At 70.7% G+C, this 23,578-nt stretch carries 27 protein-coding genes and 1 tRNA gene; 15 read left to right on the forward strand and 13 right to left on the reverse strand.

What is annotated here, in order from left to right; all coding sequences use genetic code 11:
• The gene (locus tag JOF44_RS01595) at positions 1 to 996 is read left to right on the forward strand and encodes an IS481 family transposase (protein WP_209886507.1); all 996 of its coding nucleotides are present in this window, start codon (positions 1 to 3) and stop codon (positions 994 to 996) included.
• On the opposite strand, the gene JOF44_RS01600 is transcribed toward JOF44_RS01595, so the two are convergent.
• The 4 genes from JOF44_RS01600 to JOF44_RS01615 form a co-directional block, all read right to left on the reverse strand.
• Positions 993 to 1,517: a P-loop nucleotide/nucleoside kinase family protein gene (locus tag JOF44_RS01600; protein WP_209886510.1), complete on the reverse strand. Its 525-nt coding sequence runs from the start codon at positions 1,515 to 1,517 to the stop codon at positions 993 to 995. The genes JOF44_RS01595 and JOF44_RS01600 overlap by 4 nt on opposite strands.
• Positions 1,518 to 1,609: 92 nt before the next feature.
• On the reverse strand, positions 1,610 to 2,890 hold the full coding sequence (locus JOF44_RS01605; RefSeq protein ID WP_209886513.1) for a J domain-containing protein: 1,281 nt from the start codon (positions 2,888 to 2,890) through the stop codon (positions 1,610 to 1,612).
• A gap of 113 nt (positions 2,891 to 3,003) precedes the next feature.
• Positions 3,004 to 3,426 carry a hypothetical protein gene (locus JOF44_RS01610; protein WP_209886516.1) on the reverse strand — a complete coding sequence of 141 codons (423 nt, stop codon included), beginning with the start codon at positions 3,424 to 3,426 and terminating at the stop codon, positions 3,004 to 3,006.
• 166 nt (positions 3,427 to 3,592) lie between these two features.
• Positions 3,593 to 4,156, reverse strand: a complete 564-nt coding sequence (locus JOF44_RS01615) for a hypothetical protein (RefSeq protein ID WP_209886519.1) — start codon at positions 4,154 to 4,156, stop codon at positions 3,593 to 3,595.
• A gap of 22 nt (positions 4,157 to 4,178) precedes the next feature.
• Between JOF44_RS01615 and JOF44_RS01620 the strand changes: the two genes are divergently transcribed.
• Positions 4,179 to 4,355 carry a hypothetical protein gene (locus JOF44_RS01620; protein WP_209886522.1) on the forward strand — a complete coding sequence of 59 codons (177 nt, stop codon included), beginning with the start codon at positions 4,179 to 4,181 and terminating at the stop codon, positions 4,353 to 4,355.
• An 18-nt stretch (positions 4,356 to 4,373) separates the two neighbouring features.
• On the opposite strand, the gene JOF44_RS01625 is transcribed toward JOF44_RS01620, so the two are convergent.
• Both JOF44_RS01625 and JOF44_RS01630 read right to left on the reverse strand, forming a co-directional pair.
• Entirely contained in the window at positions 4,374 to 5,660 is a 1,287-nt protein-coding gene (locus JOF44_RS01625) for an ISL3 family transposase (RefSeq protein WP_209886266.1), read from the reverse strand.
• 751 nt (positions 5,661 to 6,411) lie between these two features.
• Positions 6,412 to 6,485 (reverse strand) — tRNA-Pro (locus JOF44_RS01630).
• A 187-nt stretch (positions 6,486 to 6,672) separates the two neighbouring features.
• Here JOF44_RS01630 and JOF44_RS01635 point away from each other — a divergent pair.
• From JOF44_RS01635 to JOF44_RS01665, 7 genes are all read left to right on the forward strand, one after another.
• On the forward strand, positions 6,673 to 7,353 hold the full coding sequence (locus tag JOF44_RS01635) for a hypothetical protein (protein WP_209886525.1): 681 nt from the start codon (positions 6,673 to 6,675) through the stop codon (positions 7,351 to 7,353).
• A gap of 35 nt (positions 7,354 to 7,388) precedes the next feature.
• On the forward strand, positions 7,389 to 8,330 hold the full coding sequence (locus JOF44_RS01640) for a DUF881 domain-containing protein (RefSeq protein WP_209886528.1): 942 nt from the start codon (positions 7,389 to 7,391) through the stop codon (positions 8,328 to 8,330).
• Complete coding sequence (locus JOF44_RS01645) at positions 8,327 to 8,659, forward strand: small basic family protein (RefSeq protein WP_209886531.1); 333 nt, start codon at positions 8,327 to 8,329, stop codon at positions 8,657 to 8,659. The genes JOF44_RS01640 and JOF44_RS01645 overlap by 4 nt, the downstream gene beginning before the upstream one ends.
• Positions 8,656 to 9,408, forward strand: a complete 753-nt coding sequence (locus JOF44_RS01650) for a DUF881 domain-containing protein (protein ID WP_209886534.1) — start codon at positions 8,656 to 8,658, stop codon at positions 9,406 to 9,408. The genes JOF44_RS01645 and JOF44_RS01650 overlap by 4 nt, the downstream gene beginning before the upstream one ends.
• Before the next feature lie 125 nt (positions 9,409 to 9,533).
• Positions 9,534 to 9,977, forward strand: coding sequence for an FHA domain-containing protein (locus JOF44_RS01655; RefSeq protein ID WP_209886537.1), 444 nt, complete (start codon positions 9,534 to 9,536; stop codon positions 9,975 to 9,977).
• Positions 9,978 to 9,981: 4 nt separating this feature from the next.
• On the forward strand, positions 9,982 to 10,674 hold the full coding sequence (gene ftsR, locus JOF44_RS01660; RefSeq protein WP_209886540.1) for a transcriptional regulator FtsR: 693 nt from the start codon (positions 9,982 to 9,984) through the stop codon (positions 10,672 to 10,674).
• 194 nt (positions 10,675 to 10,868) lie between these two features.
• Positions 10,869 to 11,453: a MerR family transcriptional regulator gene (locus JOF44_RS01665; RefSeq protein ID WP_209886543.1), complete on the forward strand. Its 585-nt coding sequence runs from the start codon at positions 10,869 to 10,871 to the stop codon at positions 11,451 to 11,453.
• 144 nt (positions 11,454 to 11,597) lie between these two features.
• Here JOF44_RS01665 and JOF44_RS01670 read toward each other — a convergent pair whose 3' ends face one another.
• Positions 11,598 to 12,389, reverse strand: a complete 792-nt coding sequence (locus JOF44_RS01670; RefSeq protein WP_209886545.1) for a ParA family protein — start codon at positions 12,387 to 12,389, stop codon at positions 11,598 to 11,600.
• Positions 12,390 to 12,484: 95 nt separating this feature from the next.
• On the opposite strand from JOF44_RS01670, the gene JOF44_RS01675 reads away from it, so the two are divergent.
• Entirely contained in the window at positions 12,485 to 13,501 is a 1,017-nt protein-coding gene (locus JOF44_RS01675) for a methyltransferase (RefSeq protein ID WP_209886548.1), read from the forward strand.
• Positions 13,502 to 13,589: 88 nt separating this feature from the next.
• On the opposite strand, the gene JOF44_RS01680 is transcribed toward JOF44_RS01675, so the two are convergent.
• The 3 genes from JOF44_RS01680 to JOF44_RS01690 are packed head-to-tail and all read right to left on the reverse strand — an operon-like array spanning position 13,590 to position 16,419.
• Positions 13,590 to 14,216: a TIGR03085 family metal-binding protein gene (locus JOF44_RS01680; RefSeq protein WP_209886550.1), complete on the reverse strand. Its 627-nt coding sequence runs from the start codon at positions 14,214 to 14,216 to the stop codon at positions 13,590 to 13,592.
• Positions 14,217 to 14,223: 7 nt separating this feature from the next.
• Positions 14,224 to 15,225 (reverse strand): sugar phosphate isomerase/epimerase family protein, encoded by a 1,002-nt coding sequence (locus tag JOF44_RS01685; protein WP_209886553.1) that lies wholly within the window; start codon positions 15,223 to 15,225, stop codon positions 14,224 to 14,226.
• A 36-nt stretch (positions 15,226 to 15,261) separates the two neighbouring features.
• Complete coding sequence (locus JOF44_RS01690) at positions 15,262 to 16,419, reverse strand: Gfo/Idh/MocA family protein (RefSeq protein WP_209886556.1); 1,158 nt, start codon at positions 16,417 to 16,419, stop codon at positions 15,262 to 15,264.
• Between the two features lie 196 nt (positions 16,420 to 16,615).
• Between JOF44_RS01690 and JOF44_RS01695 the strand changes: the two genes are divergently transcribed.
• A complete protein-coding gene (locus tag JOF44_RS01695; RefSeq protein ID WP_342591634.1) occupies positions 16,616 to 17,413 on the forward strand; it encodes a transglutaminase-like domain-containing protein in 798 nt (265 codons plus the stop codon).
• Positions 17,414 to 17,417: 4 nt separating this feature from the next.
• Here the strand turns inward: JOF44_RS01695 and JOF44_RS01700 are convergent, their stop codons facing one another.
• Both JOF44_RS01700 and JOF44_RS01705 read right to left on the reverse strand, forming a co-directional pair.
• On the reverse strand, positions 17,418 to 18,425 hold the full coding sequence (locus JOF44_RS01700; protein ID WP_209886559.1) for a PAC2 family protein: 1,008 nt from the start codon (positions 18,423 to 18,425) through the stop codon (positions 17,418 to 17,420).
• A gap of 99 nt (positions 18,426 to 18,524) precedes the next feature.
• A complete protein-coding gene (locus JOF44_RS01705) occupies positions 18,525 to 19,328 on the reverse strand; it encodes a sulfite exporter TauE/SafE family protein (protein ID WP_209886562.1) in 804 nt (267 codons plus the stop codon).
• Positions 19,329 to 19,405: 77 nt separating this feature from the next.
• Here JOF44_RS01705 and JOF44_RS01710 point away from each other — a divergent pair, with 77 nt between their 5' ends.
• The 4 genes from JOF44_RS01710 (at position 19,406) to JOF44_RS01725 (ending at position 23,001) form a co-directional block, all read left to right on the forward strand.
• Positions 19,406 to 20,026, forward strand: coding sequence for an HAD family hydrolase (locus tag JOF44_RS01710; RefSeq protein WP_209886565.1), 621 nt, complete (start codon positions 19,406 to 19,408; stop codon positions 20,024 to 20,026).
• 31 nt (positions 20,027 to 20,057) lie between these two features.
• The gene (locus JOF44_RS01715) at positions 20,058 to 20,978 is read left to right on the forward strand and encodes a transglutaminase domain-containing protein (RefSeq protein ID WP_209886568.1); all 921 of its coding nucleotides are present in this window, start codon (positions 20,058 to 20,060) and stop codon (positions 20,976 to 20,978) included.
• A 97-nt stretch (positions 20,979 to 21,075) separates the two neighbouring features.
• The gene (locus tag JOF44_RS01720) at positions 21,076 to 21,645 is read left to right on the forward strand and encodes a maltokinase N-terminal cap-like domain-containing protein (protein ID WP_209886571.1); all 570 of its coding nucleotides are present in this window, start codon (positions 21,076 to 21,078) and stop codon (positions 21,643 to 21,645) included.
• Positions 21,646 to 22,173: 528 nt separating this feature from the next.
• Positions 22,174 to 23,001, forward strand: a complete 828-nt coding sequence (locus JOF44_RS01725; protein WP_209886574.1) for a hypothetical protein — start codon at positions 22,174 to 22,176, stop codon at positions 22,999 to 23,001.
• A gap of 49 nt (positions 23,002 to 23,050) precedes the next feature.
• Here the strand turns inward: JOF44_RS01725 and JOF44_RS01730 are convergent, their stop codons facing one another.
• Entirely contained in the window at positions 23,051 to 23,557 is a 507-nt protein-coding gene (locus tag JOF44_RS01730) for a putative immunity protein (RefSeq protein WP_209886578.1), read from the reverse strand.
• Positions 23,558 to 23,578: the final 21 nt, after the last annotated feature.

The following is a 23,578-nucleotide window of genomic DNA, read 5'->3' on the forward strand; positions in this document are numbered from 1 at the left end:
ATGTCCCACGCTAACGCCGCTCTGACCCCGCGCGCTCGTCTGCGGCTGGCTCGACTCATCGTCGAGGAGCATTGGCCTGTCGCTGTCGCGGCGAAGATGTTCATGGTCTCGCCGCCAACGGCCCGGAAGTGGGCGGCTCGCTTCCGGGCCGAGGGCCCCACCGGAATGCGTGATCGATCCAGCCGGCCCCACTCGATGCCGACCAGAACGCCGCCGGCGATGGTGAAGCGGATCGTCAAGGCCAGGTGGCGTCGACGGCTCGGGCCCGTGCAGATCGCCGGCGAGCTCCGCATCGCGGCGTCGACGGTCCATGCCGTTCTCGTGCGCTGCCGGATCAACCGGCTCAGTCGCATCGACCGGGTCACCGGCGAGCCGATCCGCCGATACGAGCACGACCATCCAGGGTCGCTGATCCACGTCGACGTCACGAAGTTCGGTCGTATCCCTGACGGTGGCAGGCACCGGTTCGTTGGACGACAGCAGGGACTGAAACATCGAGCGGCGACTTCGGACCGCGAAGGCACCCGCAACTACCGCTATCAGCCGCGCCTCGGGGTCGGCTACCTGCATACCGTCATCGATGATCACTCAAGGGTTGCCTACCTCGAGATGCACTCCGATGAGCGCAAGGAGACCGCCGTCGGGGTACTGCGGCGCGCGGTCGCATGGTTCGCCGAGCACGAGGTGAGTGTCGAACGGGTGTTGTCGGACAACGGCTCGGCCTATCGGTCGGGGGCCTGGCGCGATGCTTGCACGGAACTCGGGATCACGCACAAGCGGACCCGGCCCTACCGGCCTCAGACGAACGGGAAGATCGAACGATTCCACCGCACGCTCGCCGACGGCTGGGCCTACGCCCGCTTCTACACGTCAGAGACCGAACGCAGGGCCGCGCTGCCCGGATGGCTGCACTTCTATAATCACCACCGGATCCACTCCGCGATCGGAGCCCCACCCGCCAGCAGGATCAACAACCTCTCTGGACATCACATCTAGGGAACTCGAAGGGAGCTCAGCTCGTGTGCGAGCGCCGCGACCTGCTCGGGGTCTGCTGTGCTCTCGGCATCGATGACCAGTGCGTCCTCGTCGGTCGGAGGTTCAAAACTCGCGCGATGTTCTTGCAGGACAGAGTCCGTGACGTCGTGGCGATCGTGAGATCTTCTGTTGACGCGAATGCGTTCGCTTTGCAGGTCAGCGCCGATCTGCACCCAGACGAGCGCGAACGGCGCGTTGGACCTCTCCGCGACAGCCCGCCATCCATCGCGAATGAAGCGCGGCGAACCGGTGTCGTCTACGACGACGTGGTGACCTGCCTCCAGTAGCGCTTGGCCACGCTCGTGGGCGATCTGGTTCGTCTTTGCCCACTCCTCCCACGGAATGCCCTGGCCGCCGTATAGGCCGCGCTCCTCGTTGATGAGGTCGAGGCTGATCACGCTCGCAGGTAGACCCTCAGCCAATCGGGCTGCCAAGGTGCTCTTACCCGAGAAGGACAGTCCACACATCAGCGTCAGTGTCATCTCGGCAACCTACCGGCGTCTCGGCCTTCCGTCGCCTTCAATAGCGGAGCGAACCACACTCACCATGGGGCCGATGGCCGCGCCGCATTCCCTCAGACCAGTAGCGACATGGACTCCAGCGCCCGGTGCCGGAACAACGTGTGGGGCCGATCAAGGCTTGGTCCGGCGTCGGTCCCGATCGCATCGAGGACCTGGCTGAGCGAGCCGAACGAGACGTCGCCCGCCATCTCGATCTCCGTCGGGGCGGTTGAGAGCTTCGTGGGCACGATGTATCCGTGAACGTCGGAGCCGCGACCATAGCGAGCTTGGAGTGCCTGCACCTCGTCGCGGACGACGTTGCAATGGACCTGGCCGTCGCTGATGATCTCGGATCCGGCGATCTCCAGGCCGTCGGCGCCGAGCGGCGGTACCGCGATCAGGTGCACGGACCGGCCGACGACGATGGCGACCTGTGACCGCACCAGGGAAACGCCGGCACGAGGAGTCACCCGGTCAGGCAGCAGGATCACGCGCGCGCCGTCACGGTGGCCGAATGCGCCTGTCAGCGCGCTGAGCAGTCGCTCGATGTCAGCACTGCGGGAGCCAATCGACGTAGCGCCGACCTGCGTGATGAACGAGGAGTCGATGATCCCGTCCTCCCGCGAAGAGCGGGACAGCACGACGCCGAAGGATGCACAGGTCGTGAGCATGCTTGCGATGAGGCAGAGCGGGCTGCCGAGCATGGGGAGCGGCGTGCCAGCGTCAAGGTAGATACACACGGCCCCTGCCACGGTGATGAGGAGGGTTCCGACCAGTCCCCACCGGCGGAGGATGCTCCGCGTGATCACCAGCAGCGACCAGACCAGGTGAGCTCCCACTCCGCACAGAAGCGCCATCGGCGTCGAGAGTGCTTCGATGCGCGCGAGCGGCAGGCCAAGTGTTGTGGCAGCGGCTGCCCCGGCCAATACCCAAGCCAGGAAGGCGACTACGAGCAGGACTGTGCGGGCGTGCCGACGACGCGGGGTCTTCGTGTCCGTCTCAGATGAGCTCACATCGACGGGGATATACCAGTCCCAAAGGGTGGGATCGACATCCAACATTCGAGCGGCTTCAGTTCTGTGCTCGGGATGAAAGACGCGGCGCCGTGCGGCATTCGGAGCTGGCGGCGGCTCGGCGGCGGAAGGCGGGTCCTGGATTGCCAGGGTGCGGTCGTAGGTGGCCCGCCGAGAAGCACTGGACAGGACGTTGTATGCCGCGCTGACGTGTTTGGCGAGCTCATCGTCACCGCCAGCATCACCGTGCAGTGCCCGCATCTGAGTACGGAAGGCAGCGGTGATCTCGGTTCTCGAGGCATCGCGGGGCACGCCGAGGGTCTCGTAGTGCGTTAGTGCCACGTCGCCTCCTCCCGCCGGGCCGCCCTGTGCTCCGCGCCAGTGGGCAGAGCTCCCTCCTCGCGGGACGTTCACGCTATCGCGCTCAATTCCCGGCGGCCCAGAGCCCCAGCCGATCACACGGCGGGGAGAGTCTCTGCGCCGAGCCTGCGGGTGACGGTTTCGCTGGTCGCCGCCGGCGCCGACGGGTGCTCGGCCAGGTACCGGAGCGTCTCAGGCGCCGCGTTCGGGGCGGACGACGCGTGGAAGATCGCGTTGCGGTCGGTGAGTCGGCGGGCGATCCGGTCGATGAACGCGGGGGAGAGGTCAGCGCGGCGGGTGACGGGGAAGGTCAGCCACCGCTCGTCGAGCTCGATCAGGTGCTCCAGCGTGCCCTCGGCGGCGGCGGGGTTGTGCGCGATCTTGCGCAGCACCTCGCTGGACACGTCGGCGCGTGCGAGGCTGTCGAGGACCTGGGAGTCGTCGCTGAACTCGGCAGTGCGGAGATATTCGAGCATCGTGTGCGGACGGGGTGCGGCGTGCTGGGCGACGACGGTCATGGCGGCTCCTGCTCCTCGTATCCCGGCGCGTCCGGGTACTGACGCAGTGGGCGCGAGTACCTCGTGGCAGGACGGCCCCGCGGCTGAAAAGGAAGCGCTCCGGATCGGAGTCCGGTGCACGAGGTGCATGGAAGGGCGGTGGCGCTACAGTCACTTGCCCCAAGCTTCAGGGCTGCAGGGGAAGCACTACGCCTCCTGTGCCGACACGGGCACGGCGGCCGAGCAGGCGGGCCTCTCCCGCGGCTTTCGAAGGGCGCACCGTGAGACTGTCCAGGCGGTGCTCGATACGTACCTCGACACTCCGAGCGATGATCTCTCGTCCGCGCCGATCGGTGCGTTGCACAACCGGGGCGCCGACAGTCTCGACGTACCCCGTGGCGATGACGAACGACCGCACACAGAGCAGCACCTTGCGACCCACAGCAGAGTCGGTCAGTCGATGCGGCCCTTCGATAATGCGGGCCAGCTCATCGTCACTCATATCCGCGATCCGCTGCACGGTGGGATAGACGTCCATCCGGATCACAAGATGACCCGGGTCGTCGGCGACCTTCGCGGCGACCTCGCCACTGGTAGCCAGTGCCCGTACGGCCTCGAGGTTGAGTCGGGGCACCAGCCCGTGATCGATCAGGTGCGCGAGGGAGGACCGGTCGATGCCGATGATTCGCGCGGCGAGGGCCACAGGGAGATGCTCGTCGGGATTCGGCTTGGTGCTGCGGACGGTTGGCATTGTCAGAGCATTCCATACCCGCATGAGCATTTCGAGGATCACGCAGTTCCTGCTCGGTGGTATCGAAATGAGCGGCCCGCAGAATGTGACCGCTGGCCGGTTGACGGCGGGATGCTACGGCTGTGCACTGCACAGCTACTTCCGTGCCGAGATCGCTCAATGTCCGGTAATCGGGCTCTTCGCGGTTCGTGGTGAATGACCCTGCTGTGGAGGGTGTTCACGCTACGGTTCTCGCGGCGCTGGTCAGCAGGATACGCATCCGGTAGTTCTCCGCGTTGCGGAATCCGCGGCCGGTGCGTTTGATGTTCTTGATGCCGGTGTTCGCGGCCTCGACGCGGGCGGTGGTCGCGCCGGTGACGATGAGGACCTCGATCGCGTCCCACCAGGCCACGACGGTGTCGTAGAGCTTTGTCGCCTCGGGCATGTTCGCGATCTGGGCGAAGTAGCCCATCCGCATCCGTTCGTCCCAGGCCTGGGCGAGGGTGTCGGTGGCCAGCAGGCGGCGGAGTTGCTCCTTGATGCCCCAGGCGGCGGAGAGCTCGTCGGTGGGGTCATCGGTGCGGAACACGTCCTCGAGCCGCTCCCAGGCTCGCGGGGTGAGGGTGTCGCCGCCGCGTAGCAGCAGCATCCGGTGGGCCCAGGCCGGGTCGTCCTTGCGGCCCCGGCGACCGCGGTGGGTGCGGGCCAGGCGCTGCCTGATGGTGGTGACCATGTCGTTGCCGAGCTTTACGAGGTGGAACTTGTCGACCGAGACCGCGGCGCGGGGCAGGTAGGTCCGTAGTGCTTTGCGGAACGCGGCCGAGGGGTCGATCGCGACGATCTCGATCCGCTCCCGCCAGGCCTCGGAGCGCTGGGCGAGCCAGTCCCCGACGGTGGCGCTGTCGCGGCCGTCGACGATGCCCAGGACCTGCCCGGTGGCCAGGTCGACCAGTGTCGTCATCCACGGCTCGAACCGCCTCCAGGAGCCCTGATCGGTGCGGAACCAGCGCACTGACCGGTAGCGGTGCTCATCGATGCCCAGCCGGGTCACGCACGTCTTCTCGACGTCGGTCAGGACCACGGCAGCGGCGCTGAGGGCGGCCTGGACCAGCCACCACGAGACGCCGTGGGCCCGGGCGACCTCGGAAGCTGCCCGGCCGGAGGTGATCACGGCCGAGACGACTTGATCGCGCAGCCTGGTGGTCGAGCGGGCGTATCGGGGGATCTGCTCGGTGGCCTCAGCGAACGTGCCCCGGGCGCAGGCCGGCTCGAGACAGAACCAGCGCCGCTTGGCCCACACCACCACCGTCGCCCCGGCGACGGGAACGTCCCTGACTTGCTGCATCCGGCGGGAGTGGACCTGCGTCGCGAGCGCCCCGCAGGACGGACAGCCCGGCGGGACGGTCGAGGCGATCACCACCCGCCGGCTGCCATCGGGCAGGTCGACGGCATCGATGACGCGGTAGTTGGGCAGGTTGAAGATCGTGCTCGCAGCATCCCGCTGCGAACCAGTATTCTCGTGCACAGGCTCGTGGTCCTCTGGAATGTGGATGTCTTGACAACACCCATCACAGCAGGACCACGAGCCGTTCTACGCCAACGACGCGACGCTCCCCATCACCACGAACCGGGAAGAGCCGGTAATCGCCATTATCGGACGTTGAGTTCACGTGTCAAACGAAATTTATCAACAGAGGGCCGGACACCTCTTCAGCAATCAGCTGGAGGAGCCTGACGCATAGAACTTGAGCACTCCGCAGATCGTGCCCGCACGGCCAAATATGCGTTTCGGTGCAGCGGGATGGCTTCCCACCGCGACGTGGGTCCAGCTCGCCCTGACGGGTAGCCGCGGTGCAGGGGCACTTCGAGGTGTACGTGGGAGGTGACCCAGTGGATGACCCGTGAGGGCGCAGCGCTATCGATGCCCCGGCAGCCGAGAGTGGCCGCGCCGACACTGCCGCAGTTCTTCCCCACGTGCGAGCTCCGACGGGAAGGGCAGCCTTGCGACGGGCGAGACGGCCTGCCTGGTCTTGAGTCGCGGCAACGAGAGGACATGGGGGAGACTCTGGCCCTGGCCTCGAGCCGGCCCCGTTCTGTGCTCGCCCCGCGTGCCCCTGGTCCAGGTGCGGCACTCGAAGGTCGATCGCCGTCGTGATGGTGACCCCGAGGCTCGTGCGGTCTCCAGCCGGCGCGACTCTAGCGGTCACTCTAGCGGTCACATCGCCGCTAAGAAAGACAACGCCCTGGCGAGAAACTTGTTCTCACCAGGGCGTTCGTCGGGCTGACAGGATTTGAACCTGCGACCCCATGACCCCCAGTCATGTGCGCTACCAAGCTGCGCCACAGCCCGAGATCCTCCGAGTGAGGAGGACCGCGGTGCTCCGTCTCCGGAGGACCGAGGAACACAGTACCCCGCCGGTCGCCTCCGGAGCGAATCGGAAGCGGCGTGACCTGCGGCACTCTGGTTCGATGGCGTGGCAGAGTGACCGGGACGAGCCGTGTCCCGAGCGTGACGCCCCCAGCAGCAGGAGGTCCGGATGGTCGACGAACAGGACCTCTCCGCCCGGCGCGCCGCGCCGGCCGAGCGGCCCACCGTCAGGGACGTCAGCGCGCTGACCGGATACCGCGAGCAGGAGCCGCCGTGGAGCTGGCGGACCCTGGTGGAGAACCTCGCCCCGATGTCCGACCGGGTGCTCGACCTCGGCGCCGGGGGAGGGGAGACGCTTCCCGCGGACGCCTTCGACCTGGTGCTCAGCAGGCACGAGGCCTACGACGCCTCCGACGTGGCCCGTGTCCTGGCTCCCGGCGGGACCTTCCTGACCCAGCAGGTCGGCGGGGACGACCTCCAGGAGATCCGCGACGCCGTCGGGCTCGAGGCGCCCTTCTCGGAGGTCACGCTCGAGAACTTCGTGCACGAGCTGCACCGTTGTGGGCTGACCGTCCAGCGGTCCGACGCCTTCCACGGCGCGTACGAGTTCGACGACGTGGCGGCCCTACTCGCGTATCTGTGCCGGTCGCCGTGGGACGCCCCCGCGGACCTCGACGTCGACCGCCACCGCCCGCAGCTCGAAGCCCTGGAGGAGGAGAGGGCCGGCGGCCCGCTGACCGCCACCGTGAGCCGCTTCCTGATCCTCGCCCGAGCCCCCGGCCACCCCGACGCCGGCCGCACCGACTTCGCCGCGATCGCGCGCGAGCGCCCCGAGGTCCCGCGGGTCTGAGCGGCTCGGCGCCCCGCCGGCGCTAGGGTGCCCACATGCCTGCTCCGACGCGGTCGACGCCCCACGGCGAGACCCCGTACTCGCCGTCCTCCCTGCTGCGCGCGCTGACCGCGAATCCGTACGACGTCGACGCCCTGCGGGAGCAGGATCCCCACCCCGAGCCCGCCCCGCCGGACAACGCGGCCATGCGCACGCTCACGGTGCTGCTCGCCCTCGCCCTGGGCTTCGTCGTCGCCGTCGCGGTCGTCGATCTCCGCCAGGGTGCAGCCGGGGACGACGACCCCCGCGCCCTGCTCGAGCAGGAGGTGATCGAGGCCCGCGGCGAGATCGACGCGCTGGAGGACCGGCAGGAGACCCTCGAGGGGGAGATCGCCGACGCCCAGGCCGCGGTCCTGGACGACACCGATGCCGGGGCCTCCGAGCGCCTGCACGCCTACGAGGCCGCCGGGACGGGCTCGGCCCGGACCGGGCCCGGCGTCGTGCTCACCGTCGAGGACTCCGCCCCGCTGCCGGCGGGCCCCGGGGGCACGGCCGGGAGCGTCAACCGCGTCACCGACGGCGATCTGCAGATCGCCGTCAACGGACTGTGGGCCGCCGGCGCCGAGGCGATCGCGGTCAACGGCCAGCGGCTCAGCGCCACCAGCGCGATCCGCACCGCCGGCTCCGCGGTGCTGGTGGACTTCCGCCCCCTGTCCCCGCCATATGAGATCACCGCCCTCGGGGACCCCGATGACCTGCGCGAGGGCGTCGACGCGGGCGAGACGGGCCAGTACCTCTCGGGGATCTCCACCCGCTTCGGCATCCAGCTGTCCTGGAGCAGCGCCGAGGAGCTCACGGTCCCGGCACGCACCGTCGGCACCCTCCACGAAGCCTCCGCCCTCGAGACCCCGCGCTCGAGCACCCCCGGGAACGGCTCGTCCACCGCCCCCGACAACGACCCCGCCTCCGGCGACGGGTCGCGGAAGGAGTCCGAATGATCGCCCTGATCGGCCTGGCCCTCGGCCTCGGACTGGGCATCGTGGTCCAGCCCGACGTGCCCGCCATGCTCCAGCCCTACCTCCCGATCGCCGTGGTCGCCGCGCTGGACACCCTGGCCGGGGGACTGCGGGCGAGCCTCGACGGCGCCTTCGACGCCCACGTGTTCATCACCTCGTTCCTGTTCAACGTCCTGATCGCGGCCTTCCTGGTGTTCCTCGGCGACCAGCTGGGGGTCGGGGCCCAGCTGTCCACCGCCGTGATCGTGGTGCTCGGGATCCGCATCTTCTCCAACGCCGCCGCCATCCGACGTCTGCTCTTCCGGTCATGAGCGAGGGCACCCGCACCCCGGAGAGCCGCACGGAGCAGCAGCTCGTGCGGAGACGGCTGCGCGAGACCCTGCGTCCCCGGCCCACCGGGACCCAGCTGATCGTCGGCGTGCTGTGCCTGCTGCTGGGGCTGTCCATCGCCGCGCAGGTGCGGCAGACGGACGACTCCCTCGAGGGGGCCTCCCAGCAGGAGCTGGTGCGGCTGCTGGACGAGTCGGGCCGGCATGCGGCCGACCTCGAGGTCACCAACTCCGAACTGGATCGCACGCTGGAGACGCTGCGCTCCGGCCAGGAGGACGACGTCGCCGCCCGCGATGCCGCCCAGCAGCGGCTGGAGACCCTCGAGATCGTCGCCGGGACCATCCCGGCGCACGGGCGCGGCATCGTGGTCTCGATCGCGGACCCCACCGGCGGCGTGCGCTCCTCGACCCTGCTCGGCGTCCTCCAGGAGCTGCGCAACGCCGGGGCCGAGGTGGTCCAGATCGACGACGTCCGGGTGGTGGCCTCCAGCTCGATCACCACCGCCGCGGACGGGCGGCTGGTCGTGGACGGATCCGTCCTCACCGCTCCTTACACGATCCGGGCGGTGGGCGATCCGGAGGTCATGGAGCCTGCTCTGCGGATCCCCGGCGGCGCCGCGGACTCGGTGACCGGCGACGGCGGGACGCTCGCGGTGGCGATCGAGCCGGACGTGCAGATCGACGCGACGGTGGAGCTGTCCGAGCCGGAGTACTCCCGCGTGGTCAAGTGATCGTCAAATCCTGCTCTGCGGGACGTCGAAGAGACCCGTTCGCGGCATTCGTCGTGCGAAGATGGTTCGGCGGGATCGTGCTCACGCACGGAGCGTGACCCGCCACGGCCAGGAAGGGGTGCGGAGTGTCCGGGAACACCGAGTGGAACGACGAGAATCTCGACCACACGTCGAAATTGAGCGCCATCTCGCCGAGCGACCCGTCCGAGGACGCCGAGTCCGGCCTCTCGTCGCAGGATCGTCGGGCGATCGAGAACCTGCCCCCGCGCAGCGCGCTGCTCATCGTGCGGAAGGGCCCCAACCTCGGTGCGCGCTTCCTCCTGGACTCCGAGACCACCATCGCGGGTCGGCACCCGGCCAGCGAGATCTTCCTCGACGACGTGACGGTCTCGCGCAAGCATGCCGCCTTCGTCCGCGACGGCGAAGGATTCCTGGTGCGCGATCTGGGATCGCTCAACGGCACCTACGTGGGCAAGGACCGCGTCGACGAGGTGCGCCTGCAGCCCGGTCAGGACGTGCAGATCGGCAAGTACCGGCTCACGTACCATCCCTTCCACGGGACGGCCTGATCGGATGCCGGCCTCCGCAGCGCGCAGGCCGAGTTCGTCCGGGGCCGCGCGGCTCAGCATCGGGCAGGTGCTCGGCAGCCTGCGCGACGAGTTCCCCGACCTGGCGCACTCCAAGCTGCACTACCTCGAGTCCGAGGGGCTGATCTCCCCCGAGCGCACCGCCAGCGGGTACCGCAAGTACTCGCGCGAGGACGTCGATCGCCTGCTGTTCGTGCTGCGCGCGCAGCGGGACCGCTTCTGGCCGCTCAAGGTCATCAAGGAGCACCTGCTCGAGCACGGCGTGGACTCCGAGGTCACCTCGATCGCGTCCCGACCCGGCCCCACCTCGTCCCCGCAGCCGGTGCGTCTGGACCGGCGCGGACTGGCCCGGCGCGCCGCGGTCGACGAGGACTTCCTCGCCGAGCTCGAGCAGTACGGGCTGCTGGCCGAGGGGCTGCTGTTCTACGGGACCGCCGAGCTGGAGATCGTCACCTCCGCGCGGGACCTGGCCGACGAGGGCCTGCATCCGAGGCACCTGGTGATGCTGCGCACCTCCGCCGAGCGCGAGGCGCACATGATCCGCTCGGTCGCCAGACCACGCGCGCGCAGCGGGGACGCCGTCGCCCGCGGTGAGGCCGAGGATTTCGTGCGCGACCTGGGGGAGTCCATGGTGACCCTGCATTCCGCGGTGCTGCGCGCGAAGCTCCGGGAGACCTGAGCGGGCTTGCGCCGTCCCGCGGAGCCGCGGGAAACGGCCGGAAAACAGTCGGGAGGCGGTCGGGGACGTCCTGTCGGCGCAATGGATCCGTGACCTTCGGGCGGCGCGTTGCTGTCTCCCCGGGGGTGGTTCGGGCTACTCTGGGCAGGTGCTCTCATCCTTCCCCCTCGGAGAGCCGGAATCCGGAGGTAGCTGTGAACGCCACTCCTGGCGACGATCGCACGGAGCAGTCGACCGTGCCCGCCGAGCCCGCGCAGGGCGTCCTGTTCGATGACGTCGTGGACGCCCCCGATGAGCTGGGCTACCGCGGTCCGGCCGCCTGCAAGGCCGCCGGGATCACCTACCGCCAGCTCGATTACTGGGCCCGCACCGGTCTGGTCCTGCCGAGCGTCCGCGGAGCCAGCGGCTCCGGCAGCCAGCGGCTGTACGGCTTCCGGGACATCCTCGTGCTCAAGGTCGTCAAGCGCCTCCTCGACACCGGCGTCTCCCTGCAGCAGATCCGGGTCGCCGTCGGCGCCCTGCGGGAGCGCGGCATCGAGGACCTCGCCGGCATCACCCTGATGAGCGATGGCGCCTCCGTCTACGAGTGCACGTCCGCCGAGGACGTCTTCGACCTCGTCCAGGGCGGCCAGGGCGTCTTCGGCATCGCCGTCGGCCGGGTGTGGCGCGAGGTCGAGAACGACCTGGCCGTGCTGCCCGGGGTCGACCCGGCCGATGACGCGGCCCTCGCCCTGCAGGACGAGCTGGCGGCCCGTCGCCGCTCGCGGCAGGCCGGCTGACCACCACCGCAGCACCACAGACAGCGGCGAGTCCCGGGGAGGGGCTCGCCGCTGTCTGTGTGTGTCGGTGTATGTAACCGGGAAGCGGCGGGAGGCGCCGCACTCCGCGTTCCGAGGTGCTGGTCGTTCCGGAGTGCTGGGCGCTCAGGAGTGCTGGCGGGAACTCAGCACGGTGCCCAGCAGGGTGTCGAAGTCCGCGGTGAGCCGCGTGCCGGAGGCCCCTTCGTACCGGTGCAGGGGGACGGCACCGCCCTGGGCCTGCTGCAGCCCCACGCGCTCCTCGATGACCGGCTCGAGGACCGCATCGCCGAAGAGGTCCCGCAGCTCTGCCAGACGGTACTGGTGCTCGACGGAGCGCGGACGATAGCGATTGACGACCAGACCCAGCGGCTGCAGGCGGGGAGCGATGCCGTCCTCCCGCATCTCGGTGGAGAGCTTGAGCGCGCGATCCGCCGCCGTCACCGCGAAGAATCCGGGCTCGGCGACGACCAGGGATCGGTCCGAGGCGGCGAGCGCCATCTGCGTGAGGCCGTTCAGCGAGGGCGGGCAGTCGATGAGCACCAGGTCGTACTGGTGGGTGCGCTTCTCGAGCGCCTCGCGGAGCCGCCGCACGTCCCGCGGGTTGGGGGTGGGGGAGTCCATGTGGGAGGAGCGGCTCGACCCGGGGATGACATCCAGGTGGGAGGCGGCGCCGGCCGACCACGGGGTCGGCATGATCGAGCGGTCGATCGTCTCGGTCCGCGGGGACGAGAGCACCTCGGCGATATCCATCGTCGTCGAGGGCTCGCCCAGCAGCCCCAGCGTGGAGTCACCCTGCGGATCCAGATCGATCACGAGGGTGTTCACCTCCTGATGGAGGGCGGCAGAGGCCAGGCCCAGGGTCACCGACGTCTTGCCGACGCCGCCCTTCAGGGAACACACACTCACGATGAACACAGGGGGAGTCTACCGACCCGAGTCTGATCACCGGGTCCGCGACGGGCGGTAACCTGCGTCAATCATGTCCGCACACGGTACTCAGGGGGCCGACGTTGTCGCAGATCACGCATGAGCTGGTGCTGGAGGTGCTCGACGGCTGCGGTGAGAGCGCCCTGCGGGAGGCCCGCGAGCTCGGGTCCGCTCGGCAGGTGTCCCCGACGGAGCTGACGCTGAGCACCGACGACCTCGACGCGGTGCGCGGCCTGCGCCGCGTCGTGGCGGCCTCCACCTCGCTCACCGTCCCCGCGCGGCGCCCCCGGGAACTGCTGGAGACCTCGGTCCAGCAGCGCCTCGGCGCGCTGCTGGAGGACCTCGGACGGCAGCGTCCGCGTCAGCGGTTCCACGGGCTGCGGGTGGAGGCGGCCGGTTCCGGGACCCCGGAGATGCGGCGGCTCGGTGAGGCCCTCGCCGAGAGCGCCGGGATCCCCGTCGACGCGGACGGCGACCTGGTGGTGCGGGTGCGGCGCGGGGTCGGCGCGGGCACCTGGCAGGTGCTGCTGCGCACGACGCCGCGCCCGCTGTCCACCCGCGCCTGGCGCACCGTGAACTACCCGGGGGCTGTGAATGCCACCATCGCGGCCACCGTGCTGGACCTGCTGGAGGTGGGTGAGGACGACAGCGTGCTGGACATGACCTGCGGGTCCGGGACGTTCCTGGTCGAGCAGCTGCACTCCGCGGCCCCCGCCCGCGCCGTCGGGGTGGACCGGGATCCGGAGGCGATCGACGCCGCACGGGCCCACCAGCGTGCCGCGCGGCGCCGAGGTCGCATCGTCTGGGTCCTCGACGACGTGCTGACCAGCGATCTCGAGCCCGGCTTCACCCGGATGCTGACGAATCCCCCCTGGGGCACGCTCCACGGGGACCATGAGGACAACGAGCAGCTGCTGGCGGACCTGCTGGCGCGGGCCGCACAGCTGGGCGTTCCGGACGCCCGGCTCGGGGTGCTCACCCACGAGATCACGCGGATGCAGCGGGTGCTGGAGCGCGAGACGGCCTGGCGGCCGGTGGGCGAGCACCGCTTCTTCCAGAAGGGGCACCACCCCCGGCTCTTCCTGCTCGAACGCCGCTGACGGGAGTCACGCTCGCAACCGCCTCCGCAGGTCCCCGACGGGGCGACCGGGAGCCGTCGGCGGATCCGGTCCGCCACGGCTCGCGCCGTCACATCCCCCGTCGGCCCTCGGCCAGAGCGCGGATCGCGCCCTCGTCGCCGTGCACGCGCACCTGCGCCACCTCGTCGCGCCCGGAGGCCCAGAGCAGCAGCTCGAGCGCCTCGCCGTGGACGCGCAGGCTGCCGGCCGAGCGCCGGGAGCGCAGCTGGAGTCCTCCGCGCGGGGAGACCAGGCTGATGTCCGCCGCCACGTGCACGCTGATCCGGGACAGCAGCGTCAGGGCTCGCCAGGCCTGCGCCTGCTGGTCCGCGCTCAGGGCCCGCGGCTCCCAGTCCTTCTGGGCACGGCGCAGGTCCTCATGGTGGATCAGCAGCTCGCCCTGGCCGCTGAGGCGATCGACGGCTCCGACGGGGGAGCGGCCCGGCCCCTGCCGGAACCTCTCCACCCGCTCGGACCACGGCCGGGCCCGCTGCTCCTCCCGCACCGTCTTCGCTCGGCGTCCGAGCGGGCCCGGGAGCCGAGCGGCCATCACCACGGGGGTGTCGCGCTCGCGGTCCGAGAGGTGCTCGAGCAGGTCCGCGGCGTCCCAGCCCGGCAGGATCGTCGGCGCCTGGGGGCCCAGCGCCTGGAACGTGGTGGCGAACTGCTCGCGCTCGGGGTCGTGGCTCGTCGTCATCGGGGCATCACTCCTGGTTGCTGAAGGCCGCGTCGAAGGCCGCGTCCGAGGTGGGGTAGTCCAGCGACCTCAGGTGCTCGATCGCCTCGGCGGCCCCGTGGAGGCGGTCCATGCCGGCATCCTCCCATTCCACCGACAGCGGGCCGTCGTAGCCGATCGAGCGCAGCGCCCGCAGGCAGGCGTCGAAGGGGACGTCCCCGCGGCCGAAGGAGACGAAGTCCCACCCGCGGCGGGGATCGCCCCAGGGCAGGTGCGAGGACAGGCGCGTGTTGCGCCCGGTGATGCGCACTCGCACGTCCTTGCAGTGGACGTGGTAGATCCGGTCGGCGAAGTCGGTGATGAAGGAGACCGGATCGATGTCCTGCCACATCATGTGCGAGGGGTCCCAGTTCAGGCCGAAGGACTCCCGGTGCCCGATGGCCTCGAGGGTGCGCCGGGTGGTCCAGTAGTCGTAGGCGATCTCGGAGGGGTGGACCTCGAGGGCGAAGCGGACCCCGCACTCCTCGAAGACGTCCAGGATCGGGTTCCACCGGTCGGCGAAATCCTGGTACCCCTGGTCGATGACCTCCTCGGGCACCGGCGGGAACATCGCCACGTACTTCCAGATGCTGGAGCCGGTGAAACCGGTGACGGTGTTCGCACCGAGTCGCCGGGCGAGGCGGGCGGCGTTCTTGACGTCCTCCGCGGCGCGCTGCCGCACGCCCTCGGGATCGCCGTCGCCCCAGATCCGCGAGGGCAGGATCCCCTGGTGGCGCAGGTCGATCGGATCGTCGCAGACGGCCTGGCCCACGAGGTGGTGGGAGATCGTCCAGACCTTCAACCCGTGCTTCTGCAGGATGCCCAGGCGGTCGGCGATGTAGTCGTCGTCGTCCCAGCGGCTGGCGTCCAGGTGCTCGGCGGAGATCGCGATCTCCAGGCCGTCGTAGCCCCAGGAGGAGGCGTGCGCGGCGACCTCCTCGAGGGTGAGGTCGCCCCACTGTCCGGTGAACAGGGTGTGCGGATGAGCCATGGCGATGGTGCTCCTTCTGGTGTGAGGGGTGGGGTCTCAGAGGGCGACGGCGGCCCCGTCGGCGGCGTCGGAGGCGATGATCGCGTCCAGCACGCGCTGCAGCGCGAGGCCGTCCGCGAAGTCCGGGGCGAAGCCGGCGCTCGCGCCGTCCGCTCCGTCGCGGATGGCGACCAGCAGGTCCCGGGCCTGGTTCGAGAAGGCGTTCTCCCAGCCCAGCACGTGGCCCTGCGGCCACCAGGCCTCGAGATAGGGGTGCTCGGGCTCGGTGACCAGGACCCGGGTGAAGCCCTGCTCGGCCACCGGGACGGTGGCGTCGAGGAACCAGAGCTCATTGGGGCTCTCGAGGTCGAAGCGCAGCGCGCCACGGCTGCCGAACAGCTCGATGCTCAGTCGGTTCTTGGCACCGGCGGCCATCCGGGAGACCTCCACGGACGCCATCGCACCGCCGTCGAGCTCCAGGGTGGCCCAGGCGGCGTCGTCGACCGTGACGTCCTCCATCCCCTGGGGCCCGGGACGTCGCGGCACGAGCGTGGACAGGCGCCCGCGCACCGAGGTCGCGCGCTGCCCGGTGAGGTGCTGGATCTGGTCGATCGCATGGGAGCCGATGTCGCCGAGGGCCCCGGAGCCGGCGGTCTCCTTCCGCAGCCGCCAGGACATCCCGGCGTCCTCGTCCACCAGCCAGTCCTGGAGGTAGGAGGCCTTGGCCTGCCGGATGGTGCCGAGCCGGCCGCCCTCGACCAGCTGCCGGGCCAGGGCGAGGGCGGGCACGCGGCGGTAGGTGAAGCCGAGCGCAGCGACCTGGCCGCGGGCCGTCGCGGCCTCGGCGGCGGCGACCATGGCCTCCGCCTCGGCGGTGTCGTTCGCCAGCGGCTTCTCGCACAGCACGTGCTTGCCCGCCTCGAGCGCGGCGATCGCGATCTCGGCGTGCAGGAAGCCGGGGGCGCAGATGTCGACGATGTCGATGTCCTCGCGGGTGACGACCTCGCGCCAGTCGGTGGCGTGCTCGGCCCAGTCGAGCCGATGCGCCGCCGCCGCGACCGCCTCCTCGTCGCGGCCGACGATCACCCGACGGGCGAGGTCGGGCACGTCGAAGGCAGCGCCGACGGTCCTCCAGGCCTGGGAGTGGGCGCGGCCCATGAAGGCGTAGCCGATCAGGGCCACGCCGAGCGGACGGTCTGCGGGGGTGGGGGACACGCGGGTCTCCTTCGTGCGGTGGTCCGTGGTGTGTGCGGTGCTGGGCGGGGCGGTCACGGGGCGGCGATGACGCCGGCACCGATGATGCCGAGGCCGACCGGACCGGACGGTGCACTCATGCGCTCAACCCTATGTCGGAGATCACGCGGCGGCAAAGGTGGCCCGCCTCCGGACGGGACGATGGGACACTGGGGGAGTGGAAAGACATGTGCGTGCGTGGATGACGGCCGAGGTCGCCGAGGGCACCGACATCGCCCTGCTGGTCGCCGTCTCCGAGGCGCCCGTGGCACAGGAGTCCCTGACCGTCCTCGCCGGCGGCCGGGAGCACCCGGTGAGCGAGACCCGGGACCGCTTCGGCAACCGGATGCACCTGATCACCTCACTGCCCGCGGGGCAGGTGGAGATCGTCTACGCCGGTCGTGGCATCACCCGGGCCCCGCTGCCGGTGGCGAGCGAGGCGGACGCGGCGGAGCACCTGCGCCCCTCGCGCTACTGCGAGGTCGACGAGTTCACGAAGATCGCCGAGGAGATCGTCGGCTCTCTCACCGGGGCCGCGGCGGTCGAGGCCGTCGCCCGCTGGGTGCACGAGCACCTGGACTACGTCCCCGGTGCCAGCACGATCACCGATTCCGCCCGCAGCACCTACGTCTCCCGACAGGGGGTGTGCCGGGACTACGCGCACCTGACGGCGACGCTGCTGCGAGCCGGCGGCGTGCCCGCCCGCTGCTCCTCCGCCTTCGCGCCGGGCCTGACCCCGATGGACTTCCACCTGGTGGTCGAGGCGCTGGTGGAGGAGAGCTGGGTGGTGGTGGATTCCACGCACCTGGCACCGCGGGCCTCGATGGTGCGGATCGCCACCGGCCAGGACGCGGCCGACACCGCCTTCATGACCACCCTCGCGGGCAACGTGCTGCTCACGGGGATCCAGGTCACCGCGATCGTGGATCCCGAGCTGCCGGAGGAGGATCCCACGGCGCGGGTCGTCCTGCGCTGAGCGGTCAGCTCTGCGCGGAGCCGTCCTCGGGGGCGTCGGGGGAGCCGGGGGCGTCAGGGGTGCCGTTCCCCGGGGAGTCGCCGGTGCCGCCGTCGTCCCCGCCCTCGGTGTCCTCGCCCTGCGCGTCGCCGCTCTTCTCGGCGAATCCGGCCAGGTACTGCTCGACCTCGGCGGCGATGTCGTCGGCGGTGGGCACCTCGGCACCGGCACCCGAGGTGATCATCCGGTCATAGCGCTGCTCGAGCCCGGAGACCATCTCCTGCAGCTGCTCCTGCGCGTCGACCTGGGCGGTGACGGCCTCGCGCACGGGGCCGGCCTGCGTCTCGAGGGCGCCCATCGGCACGTGCGGGCCCTTCTCCTGGCCGACCGCCTGCAGCAGAGCGATCGCGGCGTCGGGATAGGACATCTCGTGGAGGTACTGCGGCACGTGCACCACCAGGCCGACCACGTCGTGGCCGGCGTCGGCCAGGCGCAGCGTGAGCAGCGCCGTGAAGGGCGCACGCAGGCGGAACGTGCCGGGCATCGTCCGGCGCACCTCGATGGAGTCCGGATCGCCGGCGAAGCGCGTGACCGGCAGCTCCCGGGTGTGGGGGACCGGAGCCGGGAAGCCCTGCACCAGGAGGGTGCGCTCGATGCCGAGCTGGTCCACGACGATCCGCAGCGCGTTGGCGACCCGCTCCCACTGGAACGACGGCTCGGGACCGGAGAGCAGGAAGAACGGCTCGCCGTCGGGGTCGGTGACCTCGTGCAGCAGGATCTCCGGCTTCTGGTAGTCGTCGAAATGATCCAGCTCGAGGGTGACCTCGGGGCGACGGCCCGCGTAGTCGTAGACCTGGTCCATGTCCAGGCGGCCGACGACGCGGCTGGGCAGGGTGTTGAGCAGGTGGTCGTCGACGAGGTCCTGCGCGTTGCCGGCGTCGCTGAAGGCACCGAGGGTGACCAGGAGCGTTCGCCCGCGCAGGGAGCGCGAGTCGACGTGCCGCTCGTAGCTGAACAGGGTCGTCGGGTCCATGAGGTCCTCCTGGCGATGTGCCGCCGGGCCGGGGCGGGAAGTGGTGACTCATGGTTCAACGACCGCACGCGGGACACTATTCCGCCGGGGGAGCGGAGCTCACGTGAACGGGGTCACGGTATCGATCGCGAGACGGACGCCCAGGGCCCCGGTGACCGCGAGGAAGACCCAGCGGACGAAGCCGGAGCCGAGCCGGATCGCCAGGCGCGCGCCGAGGAATCCGCCCAGCACGTTGGCGATCGCCATCAGGCCGCCGAGCAGCCACCACACCTCGCCCTGGGCCCCGAAGACCAGCAGGGAGCCGAGATTGGTGGTGAGGTTGGCGAGCTTCGCGTGGACGCTGGCCTCGAGGAAGCCGTACCCGAGCACGGCCACCATCGCGATGATGAAGAAGCTGCCGGTGCCCGGGCCCAGCATCCCGTCGTAGATCCCGATCACCCCGCCGATGCCCCCGGCGCGCACCACCTGGGCGCGCCCGCTGTGCCGCGGGGCGTGCACGAGCCCCATCGTCGGGCGCAGCAGCGTCCAGGCCCCGACGGCGAGCAGCGCGAGCAGGACTATCGGCGAGAGCCAGTCGCGGGGGATGAAGGACGCCAGCCCGGCCCCGACGGCGCTGCCTCCCAGGGCACACACCACCAGCGGCGCCGCGGTGGCGGCGATCGGCGTGATCCGGCGGACGTAGGTCCACGAGGCGATCGCCGTCCCGGCGGCGGAGGCGACCTTGTTGGTGCCCAGCACGGCACCGGTCGGGGCGTCGGCCGGCAGGGCGGTCAGCAGCGCCGGCAGCTGGATCAGCCCGCCGCCGCCGACGACGGCGTCGACCCAGCCGGCCAGGAAGGCCGCGCCGATCAGGAGCACCAGCGTCAGGGCGGAGAGCTGGAGGAGCTGATCGAGCAGGGGCACCGCACCAGTGAACACCGGGGCCGCGGCGTCCGCGAATCGGTGCCCGCCGGTCGAGATCCAGCTGGCAGACTGCCCCCATGCACGCAGTGATCTGGGACCTCGGCGGCACCCTCGTCAGCACCTACCCCGACGTCGACCGCGCCCTGGCCACGGCGATCCGGCCAGAGCCCGATGACGCGCTGCTGCACGAGGTCGCCCTGCTCACGCGCCGCTCCAGCAGCGAGGCGATCTCGACGCTCGCGCAGCGCCACGGCCTCGCGGAGGCGACGCTGCGGGCCGCGTACGAGGGGACGAAGCAGCAGTGGGTGGAGCACCCGCCACCGGTGATGGAGGGCGCCCGTGAGCTGCTGGCGGCGGTCCGGGACGGGGGCGGGCTCAACCTGGTGTCCACGCACCGCGAGCGCGACAGCGCCACCGCGCTGCTCGATTCCCTCGGACTCGAGGTCGACGACATCATCTGCGCCCCGGACGGCTATCCGCGCAAGCCCGATCCGGCGATGATCCGGGCCCTGCTGGTCCGTCACCAGGTGGATCCGGGGGAGTGCCTCGCCGTCGGCGACCGCCCCGGGGACGTCGAGGCGGCCCGCGCCGGTGGTGTCCGCGGCGTGCTGCTGGAGACCCCGGGGGTCCCGCTGGAGGCCGGGGACGCCGAACGCATCACCGCGCTGAGCGAGCTGCTGGACCGCGTCCGCAGGTGACATCAGGGCGCAGCGGCGCGATCATGGTGTGATGACGATCACGCTGTCGATCCCTCCCGTCCCCGCGGACTGGGCCTGCCACACCACCACCAGCGCGCCGGGGAAGCACGCGGCGCTGCTGGACCCGGTGGCACCGACCCCCGAGGTGATCGGCCCGGTGGTGCGCAATCTGATCGCGCACTACCGCGCCGATGCCGAGCGCCTGCCCGCCAGCAGCCGCGGGGACGTGGACCTGCGCCGGATCGAGGCGATGCTCGCCGTGGACCAGGAGCGCCATCCCGGTCGACCGCTCGCCGCGGAGCGCGGGATCGCCACCCGGCTGCAGGGCTGCTGCCGGGACCACACGCTGCTGGCGGTGTCCATCCTCCGGCACCGCGGCGTCCCGGCGCGCTCGCGGGTGGGACTCGCGGACTACCTCGTGCCGGCCTGGCACATCGGGCATGTGGTGGCGGAGCTGCACGACGGCGAGCGCTGGCGGCGATTCGACGCCGGGCTCGACCCGCGCACGGGCCCGCTGCCGGACCCGACGGACCTCGAGACCGGACCGGGCGCCGGGTTCACCACGGCGGCAGAGGCCTATCGGGCGCTGCGGGCCGGCACCCTGGACCCCTCCACCTGCGGCACCGGCCCGGGATCCCCTCTGCGCGGCGAGCACTTCGTGCAGTCGGGGATCTTCTGGGAGATCGCCCATCGCTACGGGGACGAGACACTGCTGTGGGACGTCTGGGGTGCGATGACGCCGCCCGATGAGCCGATGGGCGAGGAGCTGCTCGGCGTGCTCGACGAGGTCGCCGAACAGCTGGTGACCGCCGACGAGGGCGACCTGGAGGCCGAGAGGTCGCTGTTCGAGCGCTACGTGCGCGATGATCGCCTGCACCCCGGGGGCGCCGTGCTATGCATCTCGCCGGTCGGCGATGGACCGGTGCGGGTGGCGCTGGGCGACGAGGCCTAGAGGAGCTGAGGGCGATCCCCGGGGCGCACCGCCGGATGATCGCAGACCCGGCGGGGCGGGTCAGGGCCCGGTCGGGCCCCCGCGATACCGTGGATCCATGGCGATCATCTATCAGGCCGAGCTCAGCCCCTCCAAGCCCGAGATCCTGCGCACCTTCCTCGAGTCCCGCTCCTGGGGTGAAGCGGGGGAGCTCGAGGTGCTGGGCGCCTACCGCTTCGACGACCCGGACGGCGAGGTCGGCATCGAATGCCACCTGGTGCGCGTGGGCGAGACGATCTACCACCTGCCGCTGGCCTATCGCGCGCAGCTGGTCGACGGCGCCGAGGACGCGCTGATCGGCCTGCTGCAGCATTCGGTGCTGGGGGAGCGCTACGTCTACGACGGTCTCGGTGACGAGGTGGCGCTGGAATGCTTCCGCCGTGCGCTGTGCGGCGAGCAGGAGCAGGCGCCGCTGGAGATCTACGGAACCGACGGCCAGTGGGTGGAGACCCGCCCGCAGTCGGTGACGCTGAGTCTCGAGGTCGACGAGGGCGAGAGCCTGCCGACCGACGACGAGCTGCTGGACGGCGAGCCGTTCACCATCGCCCGCACCGTCGGCGATCTCGACGGCACGGTGCGGCTGGTCGGCGCATGGACCGACGGGCGGGGAGTGCTCGCGGCGTACTGAGCCTCGTCGCCTCGTCGCGTCCTGAACGCTATCGGTGCGCCGGCGCACTGCATACCGGCCCAGTCGTTGCCGGGGATGTGGATCACCTCGCCGCCGGTGATCGCGGCATAGAACGCGACGAGCGCTCTGGGGTCCGGGGCTGCGATCGTCACGGCGCTGAAGCGGATGGATGGGGTCGTGCTCGTCGGCGAGGCCATGTCGTGGAGAGCAGACCGCGGGCGTGGCCGGCGGAAGTGGACGAGGGGGACGAGGGGAGCAGTCGCGCCCGTGTCCTCCGCTTCCCACCACTCCACTTTACATAACGTACATTATCGGCGGTGCGGTGAGGGGAGTGTCGGCGCCCCGTTGGCCGCTTTCGGCGCGACGAGCTGGCTCCGACGTGCCCGGACCGACACGCTGGCCCGTTCCACTCATCCGGTCCGTCGACGAACCGTTTCGGTGGAACGGGCGGCTGATCGTTCGCGTGTCGTGCGACGTCACTGATCGTGCGCTCTCGCCCATCCCGTTGAGCTTCGCTACGGTGCGCACATGACATCGACGACGACGCTCGGAGCTCATGGCGTGCGTGTTCTTCTCGCATGCATGATCGGGCTCGCCGCCTCGGGCGTCAGCTTCGCTGCCGTCGGGCGTCAGGACGTCGCTGTCGTCCTGGGTATGTTCGAGCTGGATCTCGTGTGGATCGGCGTCCTGGTCATCAGCATGCTCCTGCACCGCCGAGGTGTGCTCGTCCTCGTTGGCTGGCGGGACATCGCACGGGCCATCACGCCGGAGCGTGTACGCCGCGTCGTCCGGACAGAAATCGATCTCCTGTTCTCGCTCGCTCGGGTTGCACTGCGTCGCCCACCCCGGGTCCCGGCCGACTCCGAGCCGATCCCTGCACGGGAAGGAACACTGGCCATCCCGCTGGCCTTCACCCTCCTCACACTCGTCGAGGTCGTGGCTCTGCATCTCGTGCTCCCCTGGCCCGAGTTCTCTGCCGCTCTGACGGTGATCAGCGTCTACGGGGTGCTGCTGATGCTCGGCGTGATCGCGTCCCGGTGGGATCACCCGCACCACGCGGCGTCCGCCTCGCTCGTCCTCCACAACGGCGCGCATGTCGTCGCGGACATCCTGTACGAGCAGATCAGCTATGTCGTCCCGGTGCTGGATGGCTCGGTCACCTCGCCCGGGGTCGAACACGGCGTCGCGCGCCTGGCCACGATGAACGGATGTTCCGTCGCCGTCGGGCTGGAGTCACCGCACCCTGTCGTCCTCAGCGCGAGCCGGCGCGCCCGTGTGCACTGGGTGTCCGAGATCCGCTTCGCTGCCGACGACGCGTCGGACATCGTGACAAGGCTCGAGGCGCGTCGCGGGTGACGACCCCGCGAACCGCATCGCCCTCGTGTCGCAGGTCCTCGTGAGCAGCTCAGGCCGTGAAGACCGACCAGCAGATCGCATCGCGCCGCAGCTGGTCCTCGAGCACCAGCTCGCGAATCGTCGCGGGCACCTGGGAGTGCTGCCAGTCCCGCTCGGCCCGCAGCGCCGCGTCGTCTCCGCGCGCGCCGCGCACCGCCTTGAGCGCATAGGCGGCGGCGCCCAGATCGTGCTCGGCGACGTGTCCGACGCACGCGGACTGTCCGGCGGCATAGGCGGCGAACCTCGGAGCTCCGCGCAGCGGCCGGGCGGCGCCCATCGCGTGCCCGCCAGCAGCACGGGCCCGCATCATCGGCAGCTCTCCCCCGGCCCATGCACGGGCCGCCGCGATCGCCTCGCGCGGACGCGGGTCCTCCGGGCGCTCGGCCTCGAACAGATCGAGAACGTGCTCGGCGCAGTCGGCCGCCCAGAGGGCCAGCAGCTGGTGGTCCTCATCGCGCAGGGTGCCGCCGCGGCGGATCGTCACCAGGCGCGGGTCGCGCACTTCGGGCAGGATCATCGCGTCACGATAGCGCTGACC

Origin of the sequence: Brachybacterium fresconis, from assembly GCF_017876515.1 — a bacterium.
Lineage (GTDB): Bacteria > Actinomycetota > Actinomycetes > Actinomycetales > Dermabacteraceae > Brachybacterium > Brachybacterium fresconis.

Excerpts from the sequence above, each read along its gene's own strand:
- JOF44_RS01595 (WP_209886507.1), top strand. The coding sequence starts at position 1 with ATGTCCCACGCTAACGCCGCTCTGACCCCGCGCGCTCGTCTGCGGCTG.
- JOF44_RS01600 (WP_209886510.1), bottom strand. The coding sequence starts at position 1,517 with ATGACACTGACGCTGATGTGTGGACTGTCCTTCTCGGGTAAGAGCACC.
- JOF44_RS01610 (WP_209886516.1), bottom strand. The coding sequence starts at position 3,426 with ATGACCGTCGTCGCCCAGCACGCCGCACCCCGTCCGCACACGATGCTC.
- JOF44_RS01615 (WP_209886519.1), bottom strand. The coding sequence starts at position 4,156 with ATGCCAACCGTCCGCAGCACCAAGCCGAATCCCGACGAGCATCTCCCT.
- JOF44_RS01620 (WP_209886522.1), top strand. The coding sequence starts at position 4,179 with ATGAGCATTTCGAGGATCACGCAGTTCCTGCTCGGTGGTATCGAAATG.
- JOF44_RS01635 (WP_209886525.1), top strand. The coding sequence starts at position 6,673 with ATGGTCGACGAACAGGACCTCTCCGCCCGGCGCGCCGCGCCGGCCGAG.
- JOF44_RS01640 (WP_209886528.1), top strand. The coding sequence starts at position 7,389 with ATGCCTGCTCCGACGCGGTCGACGCCCCACGGCGAGACCCCGTACTCG.
- JOF44_RS01645 (WP_209886531.1), top strand. The coding sequence starts at position 8,327 with ATGATCGCCCTGATCGGCCTGGCCCTCGGCCTCGGACTGGGCATCGTG.
- JOF44_RS01650 (WP_209886534.1), top strand. The coding sequence starts at position 8,656 with ATGAGCGAGGGCACCCGCACCCCGGAGAGCCGCACGGAGCAGCAGCTC.
- ftsR (WP_209886540.1), top strand. The coding sequence starts at position 9,982 with ATGCCGGCCTCCGCAGCGCGCAGGCCGAGTTCGTCCGGGGCCGCGCGG.
- JOF44_RS01680 (WP_209886550.1), bottom strand. The coding sequence starts at position 14,216 with ATGACGACGAGCCACGACCCCGAGCGCGAGCAGTTCGCCACCACGTTC.
- JOF44_RS01685 (WP_209886553.1), bottom strand. The coding sequence starts at position 15,225 with ATGGCTCATCCGCACACCCTGTTCACCGGACAGTGGGGCGACCTCACC.
- JOF44_RS01700 (WP_209886559.1), bottom strand. The coding sequence starts at position 18,425 with ATGGACCCGACGACCCTGTTCAGCTACGAGCGGCACGTCGACTCGCGC.
- JOF44_RS01710 (WP_209886565.1), top strand. The coding sequence starts at position 19,406 with ATGCACGCAGTGATCTGGGACCTCGGCGGCACCCTCGTCAGCACCTAC.
- JOF44_RS01715 (WP_209886568.1), top strand. The coding sequence starts at position 20,058 with ATGACGATCACGCTGTCGATCCCTCCCGTCCCCGCGGACTGGGCCTGC.
- JOF44_RS01720 (WP_209886571.1), top strand. The coding sequence starts at position 21,076 with ATGGCGATCATCTATCAGGCCGAGCTCAGCCCCTCCAAGCCCGAGATC.
- JOF44_RS01725 (WP_209886574.1), top strand. The coding sequence starts at position 22,174 with ATGACATCGACGACGACGCTCGGAGCTCATGGCGTGCGTGTTCTTCTC.
- JOF44_RS01730 (WP_209886578.1), bottom strand. The coding sequence starts at position 23,557 with ATGATCCTGCCCGAAGTGCGCGACCCGCGCCTGGTGACGATCCGCCGC.